This window comes from Vagococcus zengguangii (assembly GCF_005145005.1).
In the GTDB taxonomy this organism is placed as follows: domain Bacteria; phylum Bacillota; class Bacilli; order Lactobacillales; family Vagococcaceae; genus Vagococcus_A; species Vagococcus_A zengguangii.
In genome coordinates, this window is the sequence record NZ_CP039712.1 from 1,278,977 (window position 1) to 1,295,809 (window position 16,833).

Genomic DNA, 16,833 nt, shown 5'->3' on the forward strand with positions numbered 1-16,833 from the left:
CTTTTATTTTTGCCTTTTTTCCAATACAGATTGATAATCAAATAATTTAGTAGGATAATCTCCGTTAAAATAGGCCATGCATAATCCACCATATGGAGCATCCAAGTTCAAACCAATTGCTTTGATTAAACCATCTTCACTTAGAAACTCTAGACTGTCCGCTTCTACTAGTTCACGAATTTCTTCGACTGAGTGGCTGGCAGCAATTAATTCTTTGGAGTCTTGAATATCAATCCCATAAAAACATGGATACTTAAGTGGTGGCGAGGTAATACGTAAATGAACCTCTTTAGCACCTGCTTCTTTAAGCAAGCGCACAATTCGTTTACTAGTCGTGCCACGTACAATGGAATCATCGACTAGAATCACGCTCTTACCCTCAACCACTCCTCTTACCGCTGAAAGTTTCATGCGAACGCCTTGTTCACGCAACTCTTGCGTTGGTTGAATAAAGGTTCTCGCAATATACTGATTCTTCACTAAACCCATCTCATATGGAATGCCTGAAGCTTCAGCGTAACCACTCGCAGCTGATAGCGACGAGTTTGGTACCCCAATTACCATATCAGCTTCTACTTTTTTCGCTTCTTGCGCCAAAATTTTACCCATTTTTTTACGAGCTGAATGGACGTTAATGCCCGCAATATTTGAATCAGGTCGCGCAAAATAAATAAATTCCATTGAACAAATCGCATATTGCGTATCCTCGGTAAAATGATCAATTGTCAACCCATTATCATCAATTTTTACTAATTGACCAGGTTTCACGTCACATACAAAGGTCGCACCACTCACTTCTAACGCACATGTTTCTGAAGCCACGACATAGGCGCCATTCGACATACGTCCGATAGACAGCGGACGGAACCCATTCGGATCCAATGCAGCATATAAGCAATCATTTGTCATGATTAAATAGGCAAAGGCTCCTTTAACAGTATTTAGGGCCTCTTTGATTTTTGATAAAAAATCTGACTGCGTACTTTTTTGAATTAAATGCATTAAAATTTCAGAGTCAGAATTAGAATGTAAAATTGTCCCTTGTGCTTCCAATTCTTTTCTTAGCGTCGTTGCATTGGTTAAATTCCCATTATGCGCTAAGGCAATTTGCGCATCTGATAACTCGAATAAAAACGGTTGGATATTATTTAAGGAGTGATTACCCGCCGTTGCATAACGCACGTGCCCAATAGCTGCTTTACCAGGTAACGTATCTAAGGTACTTTCATCTTTAAAAACTTGCGATAATAAACCATGATTACGGTAGAGATGAAGGCTGCCGGCATCGTTTGAAACGATACCTGCCCCTTCTTGTCCGCGATGTTGTAGACTATGTAAACCAAAGTAAGTCAAACGCGCGGCTGCTTCATGTCCCCAAACACCGAAAACCCCACATTCTTCTTTTAAGCCTTTGATTTCATAAGACATAGAATCGCGTCCTCCCATAATTTCTTAGCTTCTAGTGTTTCAACCTTAACAGCTTGATCTGTCGTATTCATGACAATTTGTCCTGAATCTGTCACACGCCCAACTAAAATTGCTGTTTCTTTCATTAAGCTTTCAAAGGCTGTGCGTTGTTCTGGTTTAACACTCAACACAAAGCGTGACGGTGTTTCAGAGAATAGACGCGCACTTTCGAAGTCAACAGTAAGCTCGCAACCTAAACCTTTACCAAACGCGCTTTCAGCCACTGCTACTGCTAATCCACCTTCAGCACAATCATGAGCACTCACGACTAAACCATTTTGAATAGCTTCTAAAACTAACGCTTGATGACGAGCTTCTTGAGCTAAATCGAAGTCCGCTAATGCGCCTTCAATACGACCTAATTGCATTTTTTGGATTTCAGTACCATTAAAGTCTGCTTTGGTTTGACCAATAACATAAATTAAATCGCCAGAACTTTGGAAATCTTGAGCAGTAATATGGGCTAAATCTTCAACTAAACCAACCATTCCGATAGTTGGCGTTGGGTAGATACCTTCACCATTTGTTTCATTGTACAATGATACATTCCCTGAGATGACGGGTGTCTTCAATTCACGACAAGCAGCCGCAATACCGTCAGCTGAGGTTGATAATTCCCAGAAACATTCAGGTTTATCAGGAGAACCGTAGTTTAAACAGTCCGTAATCGCTAAGGGGCGGCCACCACTTGCAACAATGTTACGAGCAGCTTCAGCGACTGCCATTTGACCACCAATTTCAGGATTCAAATATAAATAACGCGCATTACAGTCGGTTGTCATCGCTAAAGCTTTATTCGTGCCACGAACGCGTAGAACAGCGGCATCACTTCCTGGTCCAACTACTGTATTCGTTAATACTTGTGAATCGTAACGCTCAAAAACTGATTTTTTAGAGGCAATCGTTGGTTGTTGTAATAGACTTAGTAAGACAGCACTTGCATCTTCAACAGTTGGTTCGAAGTTAGGTAATTGCTTAAATTCTGCAATACGAGCCGGTTCAACCATCTCTTTATAATAGACAGGTGCTTCGTCAGCTAACGCATCAACCGGTACATCGGCTACTAATTGACCGTGGTGGAATAATTGGTAACGCCCCTCATCAGTCACTTCACCGATGGCTACTGCATCCAATTGATACTTTTTAAATAAGTCCATCACGACTTGTTCGTCTCCTTGTTTAACACATAACAGCATACGTTCTTGTGATTCTGATAACATCATTTCATAAGGCGTCATTTCAGTTTCACGTTGAGGCACATCATCTAAGTATAGTTTCAAACCAGAACCAGCTTTTGATGCCATCTCTGAACTTGATGATACCAAACCAGCTGCGCCCATATCTTGAATACCGACTAAACTATCAGAATAATTTAAAATTAATTCTAAACAAGCTTCCATTAATAATTTTTCCATAAACGGATCACCGACTTGCACCGCAGAACGTTGTTGTTCTTTTTCATCCGTAAATTCTTCTGAAGCAAAGGTCGCGCCGTGAATACCGTCACGACCCGTTTTAGCGCCGACATACATGATTGTGTTACCGATACCTTTTGCTTGGCCCTTTTGAATATCTTTATGCTCAATTAAACCAACACACATCGCGTTAACTAATGGATTACCTTCGTAACATGGGTCAAAGCCGATTTCGCCACCAACAGTTGGAATTCCGATACAGTTACCGTAACCACCGATTCCCGCTACCACTTCTTCTAATAAATATTTGGTACGGGCATTGTCTAATTCACCAAAACGTAACGAATCAAGTAAGGCAATCGGACGCGCACCCATACTGAAAATATCACGAATAATACCACCGACCCCGGTTGCTGCGCCTTCATAAGGTTCAACGGCTGACGGATGGTTATGACTTTCGGCTTTAAATACAACCGCCAAATTATCCCCGATATCAACAATCCCAGCACCTTCACCAGGTCCTTGTAACACGTGTTCACCGTCAGTTGGGAATTTTTGTAAGACAGGCTTTGAATTTTTGTAAGAACAATGCTCACTCCACATCACCGAAAAAAGCCCCGTTTCGGTATAGTTGGGTAATCTACCTAAAATATCATTCGCAATCGATTGATACTCTTCATCTGACATCCCCCAGTCAGCATATAAACGTTTCTCTTTAATTTCTTGTGGAGTTGGTTCTGTCATCATCGTCATTAGTTCGTCACCTTTCCAAAGTTCTTAATCATTGAAGCAAAGAATAAACGGCCATCTTCAGAGCCAAGCAAGCTTTCCATCGCACGCTCTGGATGAGGCATCATGCCTAACACATTTCCTTGTTCATTGGTAATCCCAGCAATCTTCTCAACACTACCGTTAACATTTTCTTGGTATTCAAAGACTATTTGACCATTTGCTTTTAGTTGCGCTAACGTTGCTTCATCACAATAGTAGTTCCCTTCACCATGTGCAATTGGTAGATGGATGATTTGATCTGTTTCATATTCACTTGTAAAATTCGTTTGTGCATTAACAACTTTTAACGGCACTGTTTTACAAATGAAGTTCAATGATTCATTACGTAATAGCGTTCCTGGTAGTAAACCAGCTTCGGTTAAAATTTGGAAACCATTACACGTGCCAAAAACAGGTTTGCCTTCTTCAGCAAAACGAGTGACTTCTTTCATCACGTTAGAAAAACGCGCAATCGCTCCACAGCGTAAGTAATCCCCGTAAGAAAAACCACCTGGTAATAACACGCCATCAAACTCACTTAAGTCTGTCGCTGTATGGTCTACAAATTCCGCTTCCACTTGCATGATGTCTTTCATCGCCCACAATAAATCTTTGTCACAATTCGATCCCGGAAAAACAACAACCGCAAATTTCATTAAGCTTCTTCCTCCATCTCAACGATTTCGTAACGATACGTTTCCATGTTAACATTCGCTAATAATTGGTCACATAACGTTTCAATCACTTCTTCAACCGGCTCAGCTGTTTGTTTAACTTTTAACTCGAAATATTTTCCGATACGAACATCTTGAACCCCTTCATAACCTAATTGATGAATCGCCCCTTTAACGGCTTCCCCTTGTGGATCTAAAACTGATTGTTTATACGTAACATATACTTTGACAAAAAACATATTATTTTTCCCCCTCTAATTGTTCTAAACGACGTAATACTTCTTCATAAACCGACACAATTCCACCAATTTCACGACGATAAACATCTTTATCTAAGTGGTCGCCAGTTTCTTTGTCCCATAAACGACACGTATCAGGAGAAATCTCATCACCTAACACGATCTCACCTGCTTGATTACGACCAAATTCCAGTTTAAAATCAACCAATTGAATGCCTAATTGATTAAATAACTCAATTAATACTTGATTAATTTCTAATGCTTGAGCTTTCAACTCGGCAATTTCTGTTTCGGTTGCAACGTCCAAAAACAAAACATGCGCATCATTAATAAATGGATCGTCTAACTCATCTTTTTTATAATAAAATTCAACGATAGGTTGCGCTAATTTAGCACCTTCTTCTAAACCAAAACGTTTGGCGAAACTTCCCGCTACCACATTACGAACCACTACTTCTAACGGAATAATACTTAAACGTTGAATCGTTTGTTCAGTTGCCGATTCTTGTTTGATAAAATGGTGCTTGATGCCTTTAGCCGTTAAATAATCAAACACGCGACTAGTAATCTGGTTGTTTAATTGTCCTTTACCGATTACTGTATCTTTTTTCAAGCCATTTAGAGCTGTTGCTTGATCAAGATACTCTACCCATAAAACATCTGGAGTATCAGTGGTAAATAATTTTTTAGCCTTCCCTGCATAAATCAATTCGTTTGCTGTCATCGTTTTAGCTCCCTCGTTATTAATCAAGTAATCCTACACGTTTAAAAATAACCTCTACTTGTTTTAAATGGTGGTGATAATCAAAGGCACTGGCAATATCATCCGCCGTTAAAACGGTCGAAATGGTTTCATTTCCTTCGACCAACTGTCTAAAATCAACTTGCTCATCCCAAGCTTTTGCGGTCAATGGTTGAACTAAGTCATAGGCTTGTTCACGTGTCATGCCTTTAGCAACTAGTTGTAACATGACTTGTTGGCTATAAATCAACTGATGCGTCGCATGCATATTACGCTTCATATTCTCAGGGAAAACGGTCAATTCCCTCACAATTTTGCCAAAACGCACTAGCATGTAATCAAGTAAAATCGTGCTATCTGGTAAAATAATACGTTCAGCCGATGAATGTGAAATATCACGCTCGTGCCATAGTGCCACGTTTTCATAAGCTGTTACTAAATGTCCACGAATCACACGGGCTAACCCGCACATGTTTTCTGAACCAATTGGATTACGTTTATGTGGCATTGCAGATGAGCCTTTTTGACCTTTTGCAAAAAACTCTTCTACTTCACGTTGTTCCGACTTCTGTAATCCACGGATTTCAGTCGCAAAACACTCAATACTAGTGGCAATTAACGCCAAGCTGCTCATATATTCAGCATGTAAATCTCTTGGTAAAACTTGCGTTGAAACTTCTTGTGGGCGGATATCTAATTTATCGCAAACATACTCTTCTACAAAAGGAGGGATATTCGCAAATGTACCGACAGCTCCAGAAATTTTTCCCGCTTCAACACCCTCTGCTGCTAAATTAAAACGGACAAGATTACGTTTCATTTCTGAGTACCACGTTGCTAATTTCAAACCAAATGTTGTCGGTTCAGCATGAACACCATGCGTACGTCCCATCATAACCGTGTCTTTATGTTCAATCGCTTTTTGTCCAATAATTTCAATAAAGGCTTCGATTCCTTGACGTAATAATTGATTGACTTGTTTCAATTGATAGCCGTAAGCCGTATCCACGACATCAGTACTTGTTAAGCCGTAATGCACCCATTTACGTTCTTCACCCAAAAATTCAGACACACAACGGGTAAAAGCTACGACATCATGACGTGTTTCTTCTTCTATCTCTAAAATACGCGCAACATCAAAAGCCGCTCCTTGGTGAATTTTTTCAACATCTTCTTTAGGAATAATCCCTAATTCTGCCCAAGCTTCGGTTGCTAAAATCTCAACTTCTAGCCATGTTTGATAACGATTAGTTTCTGACCATAAGGCCGCCATTTCTGGTCTAGTGTAACGAGGAATCATCTAATTATCTCCTTTTTTATCCCAAATATTTGTTTCATCAAGTATTGCTAATGTTTTCTCAACATCATCCGTTAAAATCGTGACATGGCCCATTTTACGGCCTATCTGACTTTGCTCTTTACCATAATAATGAAAATGCCAGGTTGGATAGGCCATCATTTTTTGAAGACTTTCGTTTAAATGCTGTCCTAAAATATTGGTCATCACAACTGGGGACAATAAATGAGGTTTGCTAAGTGGTAACCCACAAACGCCTTTAATATGAAGATCAAATTGACTAAAATCACATGCTTCAATTGAATAATGCCCTGAATTATGAGGACGCGGGGCAAGTTCATTGACATACACTTGTTGTCCAACCACAAACATTTCAATTGCTAAAACACCAGCAAGCTGTAATTCTTGTGCAATTTTTAATGCCTATTGCGAGGCTTTTTCACAAATATCATCCGATACACGAGCTGGAACAATCGTTTGGTGCAAAATATTTTGTTGATGAATATTTTCACCACAAGGCAACGTGACATAATCTCCCTGAATATTTCCAGCCACGATAACCGAAATTTCTTGGTCAAACGTCAACCATTCTTCTAATACACAGGATTGCTTCAGTAAGGTAGCCGCAATCGCTAAGTCATCAATAGACTTAATCACCACTTGACCTTTGCCATCGTATCCACCAGTAGCTGTTTTCAAAACACAAGGATAACCGATTTTCTTAACTGCCTCATCAAGCTCTTCAACTGTCGTTACTACTTGAAAATCAGCAATTAGCAAGTTAAGTTTTTGCAAGAAACGTTTTTCATTAACTCTATTTTGTGTCATTTCTAATAAAGCAGTTCCTTGAGGCAAATAGTTTGGGGAATCGATCATTTTTAACGCTTCTGCCGAAACATTTTCAAATTCATAGGTTAAGATATCCGAACAGTTCGCAAGTTGTGTTAAACCACAAACATTATCATAAGCACAATGAATAAAAGTATCTGCTAAACATGAAGCTGGACAATGCTCATTTGGATCAAGAACATTCACACGATACCCCATTTCTTTGGCACTCATCGCTAGCATCTGACCGAGTTGTCCGCCCCCAATAATTCCAATAGCTGCTCCTGGTAATATCACATGTTTATTCATCAACTAATTCACTACTTTCTAAAACGTTATTGGTTAACTTTTGACGACGATTATTTAAACGTTCAGCAAGCGATTTATCACTAATCGCTAATATTTGTGCTGCCAAAAGTCCTGCATTGGTTGCTCCTGCTTCACCAATCGCTGTAGTCGCAACAGGTACTCCACCTGGCATTTGGACGATAGACAACAATGAATCCAAACCATTTAATGTTCGGCTTTTAACCGGTACCCCAATAACAGGTAAAATCGTTTTAGCTGCTACCATACCTGGTAAATGCGCTGCCCCACCTGCTCCCGCAATAATAATGTTAAGCCCTCTATCAATTGCTTTTTCAGCGTATTCAAACATAAAATCAGGCGTACGATGCGCTGATACGACTAATTTTTCATAAGGTATTGCTAATTCTTCTAAAATATCACATGTTTTTTTCAAGGTTGGCCAATCTGATTGACTCCCCATGATAACACCAACTAAAGGTTTCATAACGTCCTCCTTCCTTTTGTGATTATTTTAACAACGCCACCTAACAAAGTCAATACAAACACGTATGTTTTATTAATTAGATTTCTATAATGTTCGTCTTTATTGGTTAGAACCAATCGTGCATATCGTTAAAATAAAGTTTTTTTACTCATCTTAAAACACTTTTATAAACCAAAAACGAACGATAATGTATCTTATCTGTATCACTAACAGGAAAAATAGCAAAAAAAAAAATAGCCCTAAGGCTATTTTTTATTCATCATTTGAAGAATGTAATTCTACATTTTTACCTGTTTTAAGATAAACAATCCATTCACAGATATTAGTCACATAATCACCAATACGCTCTAAGAATCGAGCCACTCTTAAGTAATCTGTTCCAACTTCAACTAAGTTTGAATCTTCTTTCATGACTTTAATACACATACCATAAATCTCTTTAAAATAGTTGTTAACTCGTTCGTCACGATCTGCTATTTTAACCGCTTCGTCTGCATCACCCTCAGTATAAGCATGCAACGCATCATCAAGTAATTTCAAGACGTCATTTGCCATATCAGAAATTTTTTCTTGAATTTCAACGATTGGTTTAGTGTTATTAACACGAATTGCCGCTTTAGAGATTGATACCGCATGATCTCCAATACGTTCTAAGTCGTTAACAGCTTTCATAACGGTAATAATTAAACGTAAATCAGATGTTACAGGTTGTTGCAAGGCAATCATTTCTAAGCCTCTTTTTTCTAAGTCTGCTTCAAAGTCATTAATCTTTGAATCACCTTGAATCACACTTTCAGCAATTTCATTATCTTGCTTAATGAAAGCACGAACGGCTTTATACACTGATAAACTTACTGTTTCACCCATTTCATGAAATTCATCATGTAATTGACGTAAATCTTTTTCAAATTGAGCTCTTAACATAAAAGTAACATCTCCTTTTTAATTTTAACCAAATTTCCCTGAAATATAATCTTCTGTTTCTTGTTTCTTAGGGTTCAAGAAAATATTTGATGTTTTATCAAATTCTATCAAATTACCATCTAAAAAGAAAGCTGTTTTATCCGAGATACGTGATGCTTGCTGCATGTTATGCGTTACCATGATCATCGTATACTTGTCTTTCAATTCATATAGCATATTTTCTATTTTACCGCTCGACACTGGATCTAACGCACTAGTTGGTTCATCTAGTAAAATAATTTCTGGTTCAACCGCTAATACACGTGCAATACAGACACGTTGCTGTTGGCCGCCAGATAACGCTAACGCACTTTTGTCTAATTTATCTTTCACATCGTCCCAAACAGCCGCTGCGCGTAAACTTTTTTCTACAATTTCATCTAGTTCTTCTTTAGAACGCTTGCCTTCTAATTTTAAGCCATAAATAACATTTTCATAAACAGAAAATGGAAACGGATTGGGTTGTTGGAACACCATCCCGATTTTTTTACGTAATTCTACTAAGTCAGTTTGCGGGCTATAAATATTTTGGTCTTTATACATGATATTACCAGTAATTGTGACCCCCGGAATCATGTCATTCATACGGTTAATACTACGTAAGAAAGTAGACTTCCCACACCCTGAAGGTCCGATTAGAGCTGCAATTTCACCTTGTTTGAACTCAATATCAATCCCTTTTAGCGCTTCTTTCTCGCCATAAAATAAATGTAAATCTTTTGATTTTAACACGCGTTTTCCTCCTAACCGAAGTGTCCAGATACATAGTCTTCAGTAGCTTGTATTTTAGGACGAGTGAAAATTTTATTGGTTGTATCGTATTCAATCGCATGGCCCATGTAGAAGAAGGCAGTGTAATCACTAATACGAGATGCTTGCTGCATATTATGAGTTACGATAATAATAGAAAAATCTTTTTTCAGATTCAATAACGTTTCTTCTAATTTACCCGTAGAAATTGGGTCCAAAGCACTGGCCGGCTCATCTAACAGTAAGATATCTGGTTTCATCGCAATCGCACGCGCAATACATAGACGCTGTTGTTGCCCACCGGATAAAGCAAGCGCACTTTTGCCTAAGTTATCCTTTACTTGATCCCAAAGTGCCGCTTGTTTCAAACTCGTTTCAACGACTTCATCCAAATAATTCTTATCGTTAATTCCATGTTGTTTTAAAGCAAACGTAATGTTTTCATAGATTGACTTACTAAATGGATTAGGACGTTGGAACACCATGCCAATATGTTTACGCATTTCGTAAACATCGACATTATCAGCATTGATATCAATCCCTTGATAAATGATTTCGCCTGTTACTTTTGTATTGTTAATTTCGTCATTCATACGATTAAGCGAGCGTAAATAAGTCGACTTCCCACACCCTGAAGGTCCGATTAACGAAGTGATTTTATTTTCTTCAAACTCTAAAGAGACGCCTTTAATCGCTTCATTTTGACCGTACCACACATGTAGGTCATTGGTTTTCAAATCAACTGACTTATCCTCTAATTTAATGATATGACGTTTATCTAAATTATACTCTTTCATTGTCTACTCCTTCGTTATGCGGAAGTCATTTTCTTATGTAATCTCTTACCTAAGAAGCGAGCTAAAATATTAAATAATAGTACCGCTAAAATTAATACAGCTGAAGCACCCGCTGAGACTTGTGGGCCATCTGGCATTGTTCCTTCACTGTTAACTTTCCAAATATGAACGGCTAGCGTTTCTGCTTGTCGGAAAATGTTTAATGGGCTTGAAATATTCATTGGATTCCAATCAGTAAAATCTAAAGCTGGAGCACTTTGACCAGCTGTGTAGATTAACGCAGCAGCTTCACCAAAAATACGGCCCGCACCTAAAATCACTCCCGTTAAAATACCAGGTAAGGCTTCAGGAACAACCACTTTAATTACCGTTTCCCAACGAGATAACCCTAAAGCTAGACCAGCTTCACGTTGCGTATAATGCACAGCTTTCAACGACTCTTCAACATTACGCGTTAATAACGGTAAATTGAAGAACGTTAACGCTAAGGCCCCTGAAATAATTGAGAAACCAAAACCAGCTTGCACTACAAACACTAAGAAACCAAATAAACCAACTACGACTGAAGGTAAGGAACTTAAAATCTCAATGGCTGTACGGATGAAATCTGTTAACCAATTTTTCTTGGCATACTCAGATAAATAAATACCTGCTCCTAAAGAGATTGGCACACTAATAATCATTGTAATAATTAACAAATAAAACGAGTTGAACAATTGAATCCCAATTCCGCCACCTACTTCAAACGTTTTGGCTGGTTGGGTTAAAAATTCCCAATTAATATTAGGGATACCACGGAATAAAATATAGGCAATTAAACTTGCTAAAATCAAGACGATAATCGCCGCAATTCCATATAAAACGCCTGTTGCAATCTTATCTACTTTTTTTGAATTCATTATTTAAATTCTCCTTTTTTACCAATCATACGAATGATGATATTAAAGAATAGTGACATTAATAATAATAGTAACGCTAATGACCATAATACGTTATTTTCGAGCGTACCCATGATGGTATTTCCAATTCCCATCGTTAAAATACTAGTTAATGTTGAGGCTGGTGTGGTCAAGTTTTCTGGTAAAATCGCTGCATTACCGATCACCATTTGAATCGCCAACGCTTCACCGAAAGCACGTGCCATACCGAAAACTACCGCGGTTAAGATACCTGGAATTGCAGCTCTTAACACCACTTTATAGGTTGTCTGCCATCTAGTCGCTCCCAATGCCAACGAAGCTTCACGGTAATGACGTGGTACAGCATTTAATGAATCCACTGTCATCGATGTCACAGTAGGTAAAATCATAACGAATAATACAAAGGTTCCGGCTAAAATACCAAAACCACTACCACCAAACACATTACGAACAGCTGGCACAACGATCGTTAAACCGATAAATCCATAAACAACTGAAGGTATACCGACTAATAATTCGATAACAGGTTGTAAAACTTTTTTTCCTAAATTAGGGGAGATTTCAGTCATAAAAACGGCTGCCCCTATTGCAAACGGTGTTGCGACAATAGCAGATAATAATGTCACCAAGAAAGAACCTACCAACATTGGTAACGCCCCAACTAATGGCTTACCGTCGTCACCAACTGTGCCTGGTGCCCAGTCCGTTCCAAATAGAAAATCAAACACGTTAACGCCATCTTTAAAGAAAGTGGCCAAACCTTTACTCATAACAAAATAAAAAATGGCTGCTACTACTGCGACAATAAAAATAATACATAGCATACTAATTGCTTTACCGATTTGCTCTAATCTAGCTTTTTTAGATTTAGTTAATAGACTCTTTTGAATCTCTTCCAAGATTTTAGTCCTCCTATTTCATTCAATTACTGAACTATTTCTCCATTAGCGTCACGCTCGACTTCCATTTGCGTCACGGGAATATAACCAAGTTTTGGAATCATACCATTTTGCATCTCATCAGATAACACAAAATCGATGTATTCTTTTGTTAAACCTGTTGGTTCTCCTTTTGTATACATGTGCTCATATGACCAAATTGGCCATTTATTGGTGATGACATTTTCATCTTTTGGTGCAATGCCATCAATCGATAATTCTTGTACTTCATCAGTCACGTAAGAAAAAGCTAAGTAACTAATCGCACCCGGGGTTGTACTAACAATTTGACGCACCATCCCAGTAGAATCTTGTTCTTGTGCTTTCTTCGTTTTCTCACCATTCATTACCCAACGTTCAAAAGTGGCACGCGTCCCACTTCCAGTCGCACGGTTAATGATGACGATTGGTAAATCTTTACCGCCGATTTCTTTCCAGTTAGTTAACTCACCGGTAAAAATCGCACGTAAATGATCCATTGAGATATCTTTCACCCCAACTTCTTGATTGACAATCGGCGTGATACCAACGACTGCCACTTTGAAACTTACTAACGCTGATGCATCAATTCCTGATTTTTCCTCAGCGAACAGATCAGAGTTACCGATATCGACTGCGCCTGCTTGTACTTGGCTCAACCCGGTACCACTTCCTCCCCCTTGGACGTTGACGAACTTCCCAAGATTTTTACTGCTGAATTCATTACCTGCTGCCTCCGCTAAAGGTTGCATCGCAGATGATCCGACTACAGTGATTGACTCTCCTTTATCAATTTTACATCCTGCTAAGAATAATAAACCTGATAAAACAAGAGCAAGTTGCAAGATTTTTTTCACCTAAAAATCCTCCTTCAAAAATTAACGAACTAACATCATATTTGTCTTAGTTCCCTTCTTTCAAGATATATGTTTCAAACAGAAAAAGCAAGTATTTTCAGCTGAGAAAAAACGCTTTTTTCTGAAAAAAATATTTTTTTCTACTATATACAATATTTTTTCATGAAATATATACTGAAAAATCATTGATTTTTTATAAACTTGATTAATGGTATTTTTTAACCTTTAATGTTCCTTTTTGGACCGAAAACAGCGAATAAACAACACCCAATATTCGTATATAACACAATCCAAAAAAAAGTGACTAGATATATTTTATTTTTCGAATTTTTTCTCCAACTTCTCAAAAATGATAAAAAAATTAAAAAGCACTACAAAAGGTATAACCCCTCTTGTAGTGCAAAAATGTTTTATATTTTTAAGAATCGTCTCATTGAGAATACCGAACCGATTGAACCAATCGCAACGCCAATAATTAAAACTAGTGAAGCTAGCCAAACCGTTAATTCATCTGGTGGAATTAATGAGTAATTACCCGTTTGCATAAAGGTTCTCATGATAACCTGATAGGTCTGACGGTAACCAAACAGAACGGTTAATATAGGAATAATAGAACCTAGAATGCCAATCCAAGCCCCTTCTAAGAAGAACGGCCATTTAATATAGCCATTTTTCGCTCCAACTAGACGCATAATTTGAATTTCACGTTTACGTGAAATAATTGTAATACGAATTGTATTTGAGATTAAGAAAATCGCTACAAATAATAGCAAGCCCATTCCTACTGCTCCCCAAAGACGAACATTTTTTGAGATTTTGAAAATCTTATCAGATGAAAGACCACCGTAATCTGCTTTGTAAACATTATCTAATACTTCTGCTTTCTTCTGAACTTTTTTTACAGCTTCTGGTGTTTTAGCACTAACAATAAAAACATCATAGAGTGGATTTTCGTCTCCTTTAAAGATTTCAAACGATGATCCCATCGTTTCCACTAATTTTTCATATTGCTCTTCTGAACTAGAGAATGTCACGTTTGTAACGTCTGGCATGGCTTTTAATTCTGTTTCTAATTTATCCATGTCTTTTTGCTCTGTCCCCAATTCAACGAATACCGATACATCAACAGCTTTTTCAATATCTTGTGCTAACTTAGTTACGTTTAAGATAACGGATAAGAAAATCCCTACTAATACAAGCGTAACCGTGACCGCACTAACGGATGCTAAAGTCATCCAACCATTACGTTTTAAACTTTTAAAACTCTCGCCTAAATGGCGGAAAAAATTTCTAATCATCGTAGCCGTATTCTCCTTCCACTTGATCTCGGATAATGCGACCATTTTCAATTGCAACTACACGATGTTTAATCGTATTCACGATATTACTATTATGTGTTGCCATCACAACTGTCGTTCCTTGAATATTAATCTTTTCTAACAAATTCATAATTTCCCAAGAGTTTTCGGGGTCTAAGTTACCTGTTGGTTCATCGGCAATTAATACTTTTGGCGTATTAACAATCGCACGCGCAATCGCCACACGTTGTTGTTCTCCCCCTGATAATTCATTAGGAAATACACGCACTTTATGACGCAGACCAACTAAGTCTAGCACTTCCATTACACGTCGTTTAATTTCTCGTGGTTTCTTACCAATAACTTGCATCGCATACGCAACATTTTCATAAACAGTTTTTTGATGCAATAATTTATAGTCTTGGAACACAATACCTATTTCACGTCTTAATAATGGGACTTGACGATTTTTTATTTTCATTAAATCATGACCAACGACATTTAATTGGCCTTTTGTTGCTTTTTCTTCACGATACATCAGCTTAATAAACGTTGATTTACCTGCTCCACTCGGACCAACGACATAAACAAACTCCCCTTGATCAATATTAATTGATAAGTTACGTACCGCTGTCGTCCCGTTTGAATACTTTTTGGTTACTTCTTTCATTTCAATCATGTAGTATTCTCCTATCTATAAAACTAAACTAACTCTCCTCATTATAACACCCGCATATTGTAATCTATTAATAATTTGATTACAGTTATGTTTCAGTTTAACTAATTTGCAAGACTTGAACGTAAATAAGCGTCTATAAAACCATCTAAATCTCCGTCCATTACAGGCTGAACATTGCCAACTTCATAGTCTGTTCGATGATCTTTAATCATTGAATACGGATGGAAAACATATGATCTAATTTGTGAACCCCAACCAATTTCTTTTGTCTCACCACGTATTTCAGCCTCTTCTTGGGCTTTTTTATCCAATTCAAGCTGATAAAGTTTAGCTTTCAACATCCCCATTGCTTGTTCTCTATTTTTTAACTGTGAGCGTTGTGCCTGGCTAGCAACGACAATACCTGTAGGAATATGTGTAATACGGACTGCAGATTCTGTTTTATTGATGTGCTGACCACCAGCCCCACTCGCTCGGTAGGTATCAATTTTCAAATCATCTGTATTAACGTCAATTTCGATGTCATCATTCAATTCTGGCATGACATCAATCGAACAAAATGACGTATGGCGTCTCGCATTTGAATCAAACGGTGAAATACGGACTAAACGATGCACACCCATTTCTGCTTTCAAATAACCATAGGCATTTAAACCACTAATCAATAAGGTAACACTTTTTATTCCCGCTTCATCTCCCGCTTGATAATCAAGATATTCCACTTTGTAATCGTGCTGATTTGCCCAACGAGTATACATACGAAGTAACATCTCTCCCCAGTCTTGAGACTCTGTCCCTCCAGCTCCTGGATGAATCTCTAAGATCGCATTATTACGATCATAAGGTCCGTCTAATAATTGTGTTAACTCATAAGCAGCCAACTGCTGCTTAAATGCCACTAGATTATCTGTCAATTCTTCTTGCAAGTCTTCATCCGGCTCTTCTTGGATCATCTCTAACATCACCATTAAATCACCTTGTTCGTCTACCAACGTCATAAAATCGTTATATTTAGCTTTTAATTCATTTGATTCATTGATCACTTTTTGGGCTGCTTGGTTATCATCCCAAAAATCAGGTTGGCCCATTTGATAGTCGAAATCAGCAATCATTTCTTCTAGATGATCTAAGTCAAAGAGACCCCCTAAAATCATCGATTTTCTTTTCAGTCATTTGCAATTCATTTTTTAAATCTGCAAGTTCCATATTATCGTCTCCTAACATAATAAATACGGCCAAGAAGCATCTTCGCCGTATTTATGAATATTTATTATTGTATCTTACTGTTCTAAACCATGACAGTTTTTATACTTTTTACCACTACCGCAAGGGCAAAGATCGTTACGACCAATTTTTTTAGAAGTGACCGGTTGACGTTTTTGCTCGCCACCTTCAACACGACCTTGTTCAGGTGTGACTTGAATTG

General features: G+C 37.9%; 17 protein-coding genes and 1 pseudogene. All 18 read right to left on the reverse strand.

The genetic code is table 11. The annotated features are described in order from the left end of the window. Positions 1-3 precede the first annotated feature (3 nt). A complete protein-coding gene (gene purF / locus FA707_RS06060) occupies positions 4-1,428 on the reverse strand; it encodes an amidophosphoribosyltransferase (protein WP_136953391.1) in 1,425 nt (474 codons plus the stop codon). Continuing rightward, positions 1,404-3,635 (reverse strand): phosphoribosylformylglycinamidine synthase subunit PurL, encoded by a 2,232-nt coding sequence (purL, locus tag FA707_RS06065; protein ID WP_136953392.1) that lies wholly within the window; start codon positions 3,633-3,635, stop codon positions 1,404-1,406. The genes purF and purL overlap by 25 nt, the downstream gene beginning before the upstream one ends. After that, complete coding sequence (gene purQ / locus FA707_RS06070; protein ID WP_136953393.1) at positions 3,635-4,309, reverse strand: phosphoribosylformylglycinamidine synthase subunit PurQ; 675 nt, start codon at positions 4,307-4,309, stop codon at positions 3,635-3,637. Before purQ ends, purL begins: the two co-directional genes overlap by 1 nt. Further along, positions 4,309-4,566: a phosphoribosylformylglycinamidine synthase subunit PurS gene (gene purS / locus FA707_RS06075; protein ID WP_136953394.1), complete on the reverse strand. Its 258-nt coding sequence runs from the start codon at positions 4,564-4,566 to the stop codon at positions 4,309-4,311. The genes purQ and purS overlap by 1 nt, the downstream gene beginning before the upstream one ends. A gap of 1 nt (position 4,567) precedes the next feature. Beyond that, positions 4,568-5,290, reverse strand: a complete 723-nt coding sequence (purC, locus tag FA707_RS06080) for a phosphoribosylaminoimidazolesuccinocarboxamide synthase (RefSeq protein WP_136953395.1) — start codon at positions 5,288-5,290, stop codon at positions 4,568-4,570. Positions 5,291-5,309: 19 nt separating this feature from the next. Then, positions 5,310-6,608, reverse strand: coding sequence for an adenylosuccinate lyase (gene purB / locus FA707_RS06085; RefSeq protein WP_136953396.1), 1,299 nt, complete (start codon positions 6,606-6,608; stop codon positions 5,310-5,312). Beyond that, positions 6,609-7,742 (reverse strand): annotated as a pseudogene (gene purK / locus FA707_RS06090) (5-(carboxyamino)imidazole ribonucleotide synthase). It abuts the gene before it with no gap. Further along, the gene (gene purE, locus FA707_RS06095; RefSeq protein WP_136953397.1) at positions 7,735-8,226 is read right to left on the reverse strand and encodes a 5-(carboxyamino)imidazole ribonucleotide mutase; all 492 of its coding nucleotides are present in this window, start codon (positions 8,224-8,226) and stop codon (positions 7,735-7,737) included. Before purE ends, purK begins: the two are co-directional and overlap by 8 nt. A gap of 252 nt (positions 8,227-8,478) precedes the next feature. Continuing rightward, positions 8,479-9,150: a phosphate signaling complex protein PhoU gene (gene phoU, locus FA707_RS06100; RefSeq protein WP_136953398.1), complete on the reverse strand. Its 672-nt coding sequence runs from the start codon at positions 9,148-9,150 to the stop codon at positions 8,479-8,481. Positions 9,151-9,174: 24 nt separating this feature from the next. Beyond that, positions 9,175-9,951, reverse strand: coding sequence for a phosphate ABC transporter ATP-binding protein PstB (gene pstB / locus FA707_RS06105; RefSeq protein WP_136953399.1), 777 nt, complete (start codon positions 9,949-9,951; stop codon positions 9,175-9,177). Continuing rightward, positions 9,933-10,736: a phosphate ABC transporter ATP-binding protein PstB gene (gene pstB / locus FA707_RS06110; RefSeq protein ID WP_136953400.1), complete on the reverse strand. Its 804-nt coding sequence runs from the start codon at positions 10,734-10,736 to the stop codon at positions 9,933-9,935. The genes pstB (FA707_RS06105) and pstB (FA707_RS06110) overlap by 19 nt, the downstream gene beginning before the upstream one ends. Positions 10,737-10,750: 14 nt before the next feature. After that, positions 10,751-11,635, reverse strand: a complete 885-nt coding sequence (gene pstA / locus FA707_RS06115; RefSeq protein ID WP_136953401.1) for a phosphate ABC transporter permease PstA — start codon at positions 11,633-11,635, stop codon at positions 10,751-10,753. Next, a complete protein-coding gene (gene pstC, locus FA707_RS06120) occupies positions 11,635-12,555 on the reverse strand; it encodes a phosphate ABC transporter permease subunit PstC (RefSeq protein WP_136953402.1) in 921 nt (306 codons plus the stop codon). The genes pstA and pstC overlap by 1 nt, the downstream gene beginning before the upstream one ends. A gap of 26 nt (positions 12,556-12,581) precedes the next feature. Beyond that, positions 12,582-13,430 carry a phosphate ABC transporter substrate-binding protein PstS gene (locus FA707_RS06125; protein ID WP_136953403.1) on the reverse strand — a complete coding sequence of 283 codons (849 nt, stop codon included), beginning with the start codon at positions 13,428-13,430 and terminating at the stop codon, positions 12,582-12,584. 410 nt (positions 13,431-13,840) lie between these two features. Further along, positions 13,841-14,728, reverse strand: a complete 888-nt coding sequence (ftsX, locus tag FA707_RS06130; protein WP_136953404.1) for a permease-like cell division protein FtsX — start codon at positions 14,726-14,728, stop codon at positions 13,841-13,843. After that, positions 14,721-15,407, reverse strand: coding sequence for a cell division ATP-binding protein FtsE (gene ftsE, locus FA707_RS06135; protein ID WP_136953405.1), 687 nt, complete (start codon positions 15,405-15,407; stop codon positions 14,721-14,723). Before ftsE ends, ftsX begins: the two co-directional genes overlap by 8 nt. A gap of 101 nt (positions 15,408-15,508) precedes the next feature. Further along, a protein-coding gene (gene prfB, locus FA707_RS06140) for a peptide chain release factor 2 (protein ID WP_136953406.1) occupies positions 15,509-16,613 on the reverse strand; the annotation gives its coding sequence in 2 pieces (ribosomal slippage) (positions 15,509-16,540 and positions 16,542-16,613; 1,104 coding nt in all). Positions 16,614-16,687: 74 nt separating this feature from the next. Beyond that, positions 16,688-16,831 carry an SEC-C metal-binding domain-containing protein gene (locus FA707_RS10615; RefSeq protein WP_425471318.1) on the reverse strand — a complete coding sequence of 48 codons (144 nt, stop codon included), beginning with the start codon at positions 16,829-16,831 and terminating at the stop codon, positions 16,688-16,690. Positions 16,832-16,833: the final 2 nt, after the last annotated feature.

Excerpts from the sequence above, each read along its gene's own strand:
- purE (WP_136953397.1), bottom strand. The coding sequence starts at position 8,226 with ATGAAACCTTTAGTTGGTGTTATCATGGGGAGTCAATCAGATTGGCCA.
- phoU (WP_136953398.1), bottom strand. The coding sequence starts at position 9,150 with ATGTTAAGAGCTCAATTTGAAAAAGATTTACGTCAATTACATGATGAA.
- ftsE (WP_136953405.1), bottom strand. The coding sequence starts at position 15,407 with ATGATTGAAATGAAAGAAGTAACCAAAAAGTATTCAAACGGGACGACA.
- ftsX (WP_136953404.1), bottom strand. The coding sequence starts at position 14,728 with ATGATTAGAAATTTTTTCCGCCATTTAGGCGAGAGTTTTAAAAGTTTA.
- purB (WP_136953396.1), bottom strand. The coding sequence starts at position 6,608 with ATGATTCCTCGTTACACTAGACCAGAAATGGCGGCCTTATGGTCAGAA.
- purS (WP_136953394.1), bottom strand. The coding sequence starts at position 4,566 with ATGTTTTTTGTCAAAGTATATGTTACGTATAAACAATCAGTTTTAGAT.
- purC (WP_136953395.1), bottom strand. The coding sequence starts at position 5,290 with ATGACAGCAAACGAATTGATTTATGCAGGGAAGGCTAAAAAATTATTT.
- purF (WP_136953391.1), bottom strand. The coding sequence starts at position 1,428 with ATGTCTTATGAAATCAAAGGCTTAAAAGAAGAATGTGGGGTTTTCGGT.
- purQ (WP_136953393.1), bottom strand. The coding sequence starts at position 4,309 with ATGAAATTTGCGGTTGTTGTTTTTCCGGGATCGAATTGTGACAAAGAT.
- pstB (WP_136953400.1), bottom strand. The coding sequence starts at position 10,736 with ATGAAAGAGTATAATTTAGATAAACGTCATATCATTAAATTAGAGGAT.
- purL (WP_136953392.1), bottom strand. The coding sequence starts at position 3,635 with ATGACGATGATGACAGAACCAACTCCACAAGAAATTAAAGAGAAACGT.
- pstA (WP_136953401.1), bottom strand. The coding sequence starts at position 11,635 with ATGAATTCAAAAAAAGTAGATAAGATTGCAACAGGCGTTTTATATGGA.